Source organism: Streptomyces sp. SID12501 (genome assembly GCF_010550245.1).
GTDB lineage: Bacteria > Actinomycetota > Actinomycetes > Streptomycetales > Streptomycetaceae > Streptomyces.
In genome coordinates this window covers 1-447 of record NZ_JAAGLU010000486.1, presented here as the reverse complement: position 1 = coordinate 447, position 447 = coordinate 1, and the positions used below count along the sequence as shown (strand labels likewise).

At 76.5% G+C, this 447-nt stretch carries 1 protein-coding gene; it reads left to right on the top strand.

What is annotated here, in order from left to right; translation table 11 throughout:
• Window positions 1–360, top strand: a 360-nt coding sequence (locus G3I71_RS46900) for a hypothetical protein (protein WP_203733124.1), incomplete at its 5' end; no start/stop codon positions are given.
• Window positions 361–447 lie beyond the last annotated feature (87 nt).

Here is a 447-nt window from a genome sequence, read left to right as displayed (position 1 = left end):
GACTGGCGCGTCGCGGGGATCCGCTGGTCGCCCGGCGACGTCGACACGCTCGAGGTCGACGTCGCAGGCCCCGACGGCACGTTCGTGGTGACGGAGCAGCAGGGACGCCTCGACACCGACGCGCTCGCGGGCGCCCCCGTCCGCGAGATCGGCGGTCGCGAGGTCCACGTGCTGTCGTACGAGCCCTGGCACGTCGCGTGGCAGTCCGAGGCGACGGTCGTGCAGGTCGTCGCCGCGCAGGACGACGGCGACGTCGACGCGTTGGTCGCGGCCTTCCCGGCCGGCGGCTACGACGACACCATGACCGGACGCATCGGCCGCGGCTGGCAGACCGTGTCGACGGTGTGGGAGCGCCCGTGAGCGACGCCGACGGGACGCGTCCCGCCGAGCCGGCGGCCACCGGTCCCGTGCCCGGCCCGGCGCCGTCCGCGCCGCTGTTCGCGGCCC